Source organism: Rhodoluna sp., from assembly GCF_044239955.1.
In the GTDB taxonomy this organism is placed as follows: domain Bacteria; phylum Actinomycetota; class Actinomycetes; order Actinomycetales; family Microbacteriaceae; genus Rhodoluna.
In genome coordinates, this window is record NZ_JBIIAL010000002.1 from 123,370 (window position 1) to 130,443 (window position 7,074).

Below are 7,074 nucleotides of genomic sequence, written 5' to 3' on the forward strand. Positions count from 1 at the left end.
AAAACATCATGGAAGTTGAATCATTCGACGCCCTCAGAGTTGGGCTAGCGAACGCTGATGACATTAGATCCTGGTCTCACGGTGAGGTAAAGAAGCCTGAGACCATTAACTACCGAACCCTCAAGCCTGAGAAGGACGGTCTGTTCTGCGAGAAGATCTTTGGTCCTACTAAGGACTGGGAGTGCACCTGTGGAAAGTACAAGCGCGTTCGCTTCAAGGGAATCGTTTGTGAGCGTTGTGGCGTTGAAGTAACCAAGTCTTCAGTTCGTCGTGAGCGCATGGGTCACATCGAACTTGCTGCTCCTGTTACTCACATCTGGTACTTCAAGGGTGTTCCTTCAAGACTGGGTTACCTACTGAACATGGCACCGAAGGATCTGGAGAAGATCATTTACTTCGCTGCCTACAGAATCATGTCCATTCACCACGAAGACAAGACTTTAGATGCAGGTCTTACCAAGGAAGACTACGTAGCAAGAATGCGCACCATCTCTGACGAGAGATTGCAGGAAATGCTTTCTGTTGCTCAGGCAGAGTATGACGCTCTAACTGGAATGGGTCTTTCTTTGCAGCACGCAATCAAGTTGTGGGAAACCCCAACTTGGGTTGATGCTCAGTTCGCAAAGAGCCTTGAGCAGCTAATCGATCAGGAAGAAAAGAACCCTGAAGGTTTCTGGAACAAGAAAGCTCTTGCCGAAGCAGAAGCAGCAGACGACGAAGAGGTTTCACCGGTAGTTCGTCCAGCGGCTGAAGAGAAGCAGATCAAGCAGCTTATTTCTGAGTTCAAGAAGAAAACCGACAAGATCGTTCGCGAGTTCGCTCGTGTTGAGCGTCCTGCCAACCTTCAAAAAGAGCAGCTTGCTTGGAGAATGTACCTAACCGTAAAGGCTGGAGACCTAATCCAAAACGACGTGATCTTCGATCACTTCGACTACTCATATGGTGAATTCTTCGACACTTCTATTGGTGCCGAGGCAGTTCAGCGCGTTCTTTCAGAGTTCGACCTTGCAGGTTGTGCACTGGAACTTCGCGAGCAGATTGCAACCACCAAGGGTTCCAAGCAGACTCAGGCGATTAAGCGCCTAAAGGTTGTAAACAGCTTCATGCAGTCCAACACTCCTCCAACCTCAATGGTTTTGGATGTTCTGCCTGTGCTACCTCCAGAAATTCGTCCAATGGTTCAGCTAGATGGAGGACGCTTTGCGACCTCTGACCTAAACGACCTATACCGCAGGGTGATCAACCGTAACAACCGTCTAAAGAGATTCGTTGACCTAGGCGCTGTTCCAAAGACCATCTTGAACAACGAAAAGCGCATGCTTCAAGAAGCCGTTGACGCGCTATTCGACAACGGTCGTCGTGGACGCGCAGTTACCGGAACTGGAAACCGTGCACTGAAGTCCCTTTCAGATCTTCTAAAGGGTAAGCAGGGTCGTTTCCGTCAGAACCTTCTGGGTAAGCGTGTTGACTACTCAGGTCGTTCCGTAATTGTTGTTGGTCCTCAGCTGAAGTTGCACCAGACAGGACTTCCAAAGCTGATGGCACTAGAGCTATTCAAGCCATACGTAATGAAGCGATTGGTTGATTTGGGTCTTGCCCAGAACATCAAGTCTGCAAAGCGCATGGTTGAAAGATCTCGCCCACAGGTTTGGGGTGTTCTAGAAGAGGTAATCAAGGAGCGTCCGGTTCTACTAAACCGTGCACCGACCCTTCACCGTCTAGGTATCCAGGCCTTCGAGCCACTGCTAGTAGAAGGTAAGGCCATCCAGCTTCACCCGCTAGTTTGTGCAGCTTTCAACGCTGACTTCGATGGTGACCAGATGGCTGTCCATCTTCCACTTTCCGTTGAGGCACAGGCTGAAGCTCGTGTTTTGATGCTTGCATCAAACAACATCTTGAAGCCTTCTGATGGTCGTCCGGTTGCAACTCCAACCCAGGACATGATCATTGGTCTATTCCACATGACCACTTTGAAAGAAGCAGTCAAGGGAGAAGGTTCGGCTTACGGATCAATCTCTGAAGCTCAGCTTGCATTCGACGCTGGATTCTTGGACCTAAACGCCAAGATCAAGATTCGTTTGCCTCTAAAGGGTGAGCCAGTAATTCGCGAAACCACTTTGGGTCGTGCGCTGTTCAACGAAACTCTTCCAGTTGAGTTCCCTTACCAGGAGCTACGCGTTGGCAAGAAGGAAATCGGTCGCATTGTGACTGACCTTGTTGACACCGTTAGCCGTGTTGAGGTTGCCCAGTCACTAGACCGCATCAAGGATGTTGGTTTCTACTGGGCTACTCGTTCTGGTGTTTCGATGTCCATCTCGGATGCGAACTTCGACACCTCCGGTAACTTCGACAAGGCCCGCGCGAAGATCCTGCTTGATGGTGAGAAAGAACACACCAAGATTCAAGAAGCATTCGACAACGGTCTAAAGAGTGACTTGGAGCGTCGTGACGAGCTAGGTGCTTTGTGGTTCAAGAGAACTAACGAAATCGGTACCTTGCTAGAAGAGTCACTTCCAAAGGACAACGCCATTTACAAGATGGTTACCTCTGGTGCTCGTGGAAACCTTCTACAGATTCGTTCGATCATGGGAATGCGTGGACCAGTTGCAACTTCATCTGGTGACTTCGCACCTATGCCGGTCAAGGGAAACTACCTGCTTGGACTAACTGCGAATGAGTACTTCATTAACGCAACTGGTGCTCGTAAGGGTAACGCTGACACCGCCATGAAAACTGCTGCTGCGGGTTACCTAACCCGTCGTCTAGTTGACGTGGCTCAGGACGTTATTGTTCGCGAACCAGATTGTGGCACAACCAAGGGTCTAGACAAGGACCTGCTGGACGATGACCAAGTAGAACTATCGATCTTGGCTCGTTGCGCAGCGGTTGATGTAAAGGCTGATGGCAAGACAATTGCCAAGGCTGGAACTGCAATTGACTCCAAGCTAGTGGCCACAATGAAAGAGGCAGGTCTTGAGACCGTTGCTGTTCGTTCGGTTCTAACTTGTGAATCAGTTCACGGTGTTTGTGCCAAGTGTTACGGAAACTCTTTGGCTACCGGAGACCCTGTTGAGCTGGGAGAAGCAATTGGAATTATTGCTGCTCAGTCAATTGGTGAGCCTGGTACTCAGCTAACAATGCGTACCTTCCACACCGGTGGTGCTGCATCGAGTGCGAAGAAGCAGACCATTTTGAAGTCCATTGGTGGTCGTAAGGTTCGCGTTGAGCGATTGATTTCCTACGACATCACCCAGGGTCTAAATGGTGTGACTGACTTGCTAGAAGCTCGTGTTGGATGGCGTCAGGCTGGAAAGGTTGCCGTAATGGCATTCTGGCCAGGAACCGTTGACATCGTTGAGGTTGCTAGCGCAACTGGAGCGAAGAAGTATGACGTTTACGTTCGTCCAACAGGTGAAGCTGCTGAGAAGGAAGCCGAAGCTCTTGCGCTTCAGTACTCGTTCTCCAGAACAACCTCGAAGACCTTCAAGAAGCTATCTCCATACACACCTATTACTTCGGTGAGCTCACCTGATGATCTACTAATCGAAAAGGGCGATGCTGTAAAGGCTGGAGACTACCTAGTTGACGGAACTCCAATTCCTCACGAGGTATTGATGGTTAAGGGAAGCCGTGAAGCTGCTGCCGAAATCATCCGTGGTGTTCAGGCGATCTATGGTTCACAGGGTGTGCCACTGCACGACAAGCACCTTGAGGTTATCGTTCGCCAGATGCTTGGCAAGGTCACCGTTATCGACTCTGGAGACACCGAAATGCTTCCAGGTGAGATCATCGACCGTAACCGCTTCACCCGCATTAACCGCCAGGCGGTTTCTGAGGGCAAGAAGCCAGCATCGGCTCGTCAGGAAGTAATGGGTATGACCCGTGCTTCTTTGGCAGCTCAGTCATGGCTATCGGCCGCTTCCTTCCAGGAAACCACCAGGGTGCTAACCCAGGCGGCACTGGATCGAAGAAGCGACCCGCTACTAGGACTAAAGGAAAACGTCATCATTGGAAAGCTAATTCCAGCTGGAACCGGACTACCTGGCTACCGCAACATCTCGGTAGACGGAACCGAAAAGGCCAAGGAAGATCGCTACCCGAACCGCATCTGGGGTCAAGAAGCCCTAGTCGAAGAGGTATCGCCAGCGGCAGCGCTGAGCTTCTCGATGGACGAAGAATCAGTTGAGGCAAGCTCCGAGCCGGTCGAATAACCATTTGACCGCTTGGAGCCTAATCAGCTAGGCTGGGCAAAGCGTCCTACGGGACGCATTGTCTTGCCAAAACAGCCAATAATTTGGCTGGCAGCAAACTAAAGAAACTTTTTTCTCGGTATTTGACCGCGGAAAAACCTTAAAGGAGAAATGTAGTGCCAACAATTCAGCAGTTGGTCCGTAAGGGACGCACGTCTAAGGCCTCAAAGACCAAGACGCCAGCTCTTAAGGCCAGCCCACAGCGACGCGGTGTGTGTACTCGTGTTTACACAACCACACCTAAAAAGCCAAACTCGGCACTACGTAAGGTAGCTCGTGTGAAGCTCTCCAACGGAATTGAAGTAACTGCCTACATCCCGGGCGAAGGTCACAACCTACAGGAGCACTCCATGGTGCTAGTTCGTGGTGGTCGAGTTAAGGATCTTCCTGGTGTTCGCTACAAGATTGTTCGCGGAGCACTAGATACCCAGTCCGTTAAGGGACGCCAGCAAGCAAGAAGCCACTACGGCGCTAAGCGAGGCAAGTAATGCCTCGTAAAGGTCCAGTTACCAAGAAGCCAGTAGTGGCAGATCCTGTTTATGGTTCTCCAGTTGTTTCTCAGCTTGTAAACAAGATTTTGCTAGATGGCAAAAAATCCATCGCGGAGTCAATTGTTTACGGAGCTTTGGATGGAGCCAAAACCAAGAGCGGCACCGAAGCTGTTTCACTTTTGAAAAAGGCACTAGATAACGTGCGTCCAACCGTTGAGGTTCGCTCACGTCGTGTTGGTGGATCTACCTACCAGGTTCCAATCGAAGTAAAGGCACACCGTGCCAACACTTTGGCTATGCGCTGGTTGGTAACTTACGCCAAGGCAAGACGCGAAAAGACCATGACCGAGCGTCTAATGAACGAAATCTTGGATGCATCGAATGGTTTGGGAGCTGCTGTGAAGCGTCGCGAAGACACTCACAAGATGGCAGAGTCCAACAAGGCGTTCGCGCACTACCGCTGGTAGAAACTACAGCAAACTGGCGCAGAAATAATTCTGCGCTGCACTAACTAATTCGGAGGATAACCGTGGCACAAGACGTGCTTACCGACCTGAGTAAGGTTCGAAACATCGGCATCATGGCTCACATTGACGCGGGTAAAACCACCACAACCGAGCGCATTTTGTACTACACCGGTATCACTCACAAAATTGGTGAGGTGCACGATGGTGCAGCAACCATGGACTGGATGGAGCAGGAGCAAGAGCGAGGCATCACTATTACCTCTGCTGCAACAACCTGTTTCTGGAATAACAACCAGATCAACATCATTGACACCCCTGGCCACGTTGACTTCACCGTTGAGGTGGAGCGCTCCCTTCGAGTTCTAGACGGCGCCGTTGCGGTATTCGATGGAAAAGAAGGTGTTGAGCCTCAGTCCGAAACTGTTTGGCGTCAGGCTGACAAGTACGATGTTCCAAGAATTTGTTTCGTAAACAAGATGGACAAGCTCGGAGCTGACTTTTATTTCACCGTAGACACCATCATTAAGCGCCTTGGCGCTAGACCACTAGTTATTCAGCTTCCAATCGGTGCCGAGAGCACCTTCGAAGGGGTTATCGACCTAGTTGAAATGCGCGCACTGGTATGGCGTGGAGAAGTTGAGCTTGGTGCCAAGTACGAAGTGGAAGAGATTCCTGCGGATATGAAGGCTAAGGCTGATGAATACCGTGCGAAGCTACTAGAAACCGTTGCGGAAACCGACGATGCACTAATGGAAAAGTTCTTCGCTGGGGAAGAAATCTCCGTTGCGGAGATCAAGGGCGCTATTCGCAAGATGACCGTTAAGTCTGAGATCTACCCAGTTCTTTGTGGCTCTGCTTTCAAGAACAAGGGTGTTCAGCCAATGCTTGACGCCGTTATCGACTACCTTCCAACGCCACTAGACGTTGAGTCAGTTGTTGGTTTGGACATTCGCGATGAGACCAAAGAAATTGTTCGCGAAGCAAACTCCACAGCTCCTTTCTCGGCCCTAGCCTTCAAAGTTATGTCGCACCCATTCTTTGGTCGATTGACTTATATCCGCGTTTACTCCGGTAAGGCTGCCTCTGGTGATCAGGTTCTAAACTCCACCAAGGACAAGAAAGAGCGCATCGGTAAGTTGTTCCAGATGCACGCCAACAAGGAAAACCCGGTTGACACCATTACCGCCGGTCACATTTACGCAGCTATCGGTCTAAAAGACACCACTACCGGTGACACTTTGTGTGACCCAGCTAACCCAGTTGTTCTTGAGTCGATGACTTTCCCAGAGCCAGTTATCTCGGTTGCTATTGAGCCAAAGACTAAGGGAGACCAAGAAAAACTAGGTCTTGCTATTCAGAAGCTTGCTGAAGAAGACCCAACCTTCCGCGTGGAGCAGGATCAGGAAACTGGTCAGACTGTTATCTCCGGTATGGGTGAGTTGCACTTGGACATCCTGGTTGACCGTATGAGACGCGAATTCAAGGTTGAAGCTAACGTCGGTAAGCCTCAGGTTGCCTATCGCGAGACAATTCGCAAGGTTGTTGAGCGCTACGACTACACACACAAGAAGCAGACCGGTGGTTCTGGTCAGTTCGCAAAGATTCAGATCAAGCTCGAGCCAATGGAGGTCGAGGGCGACAAGGTATACGAATTCGTGAACTCGGTTACCGGTGGACGTATTCCTCGTGAATACATCCCAAGCGTGGACGCTGGAATCAAGGACGCCATGCAGGTTGGCACCTTGGCTGGTTACCCAGTAGTTGGCGTAAAGGCCACCCTGGTTGACGGCGCTTACCACGACGTTGACTCGTCAGAAATGGCGTTTAAGATTGCTGGTTCCATGGCCTATAAAGAGGCCGCGAGAC

Annotated in this window: 4 protein-coding genes; all 4 read left to right on the forward strand. The window is 50.5% G+C overall.

What is annotated here, in order from left to right; all coding sequences use genetic code 11:
- Positions 1-8 precede the first annotated feature (8 nt).
- Positions 9-4,211 carry a DNA-directed RNA polymerase subunit beta' gene (rpoC, locus tag AC9UFE_RS02025; protein WP_509545310.1) on the forward strand — a complete coding sequence of 1,401 codons (4,203 nt, stop codon included), beginning with the start codon at positions 9-11 and terminating at the stop codon, positions 4,209-4,211.
- A 155-nt stretch (positions 4,212-4,366) separates the two neighbouring features.
- Complete coding sequence (rpsL, locus tag AC9UFE_RS02030) at positions 4,367-4,738, forward strand: 30S ribosomal protein S12 (protein ID WP_509523122.1); 372 nt, start codon at positions 4,367-4,369, stop codon at positions 4,736-4,738.
- On the forward strand, positions 4,738-5,208 hold the full coding sequence (rpsG, locus tag AC9UFE_RS02035; protein ID WP_509526607.1) for a 30S ribosomal protein S7: 471 nt from the start codon (positions 4,738-4,740) through the stop codon (positions 5,206-5,208). Before rpsL ends, rpsG begins: the two co-directional genes overlap by 1 nt.
- Positions 5,209-5,270: 62 nt before the next feature.
- Positions 5,271-7,074, forward strand: a 1,804-nt coding sequence (fusA, locus tag AC9UFE_RS02040) for an elongation factor G (RefSeq protein WP_509545312.1), incomplete at its 3' end; no start/stop codon positions are given.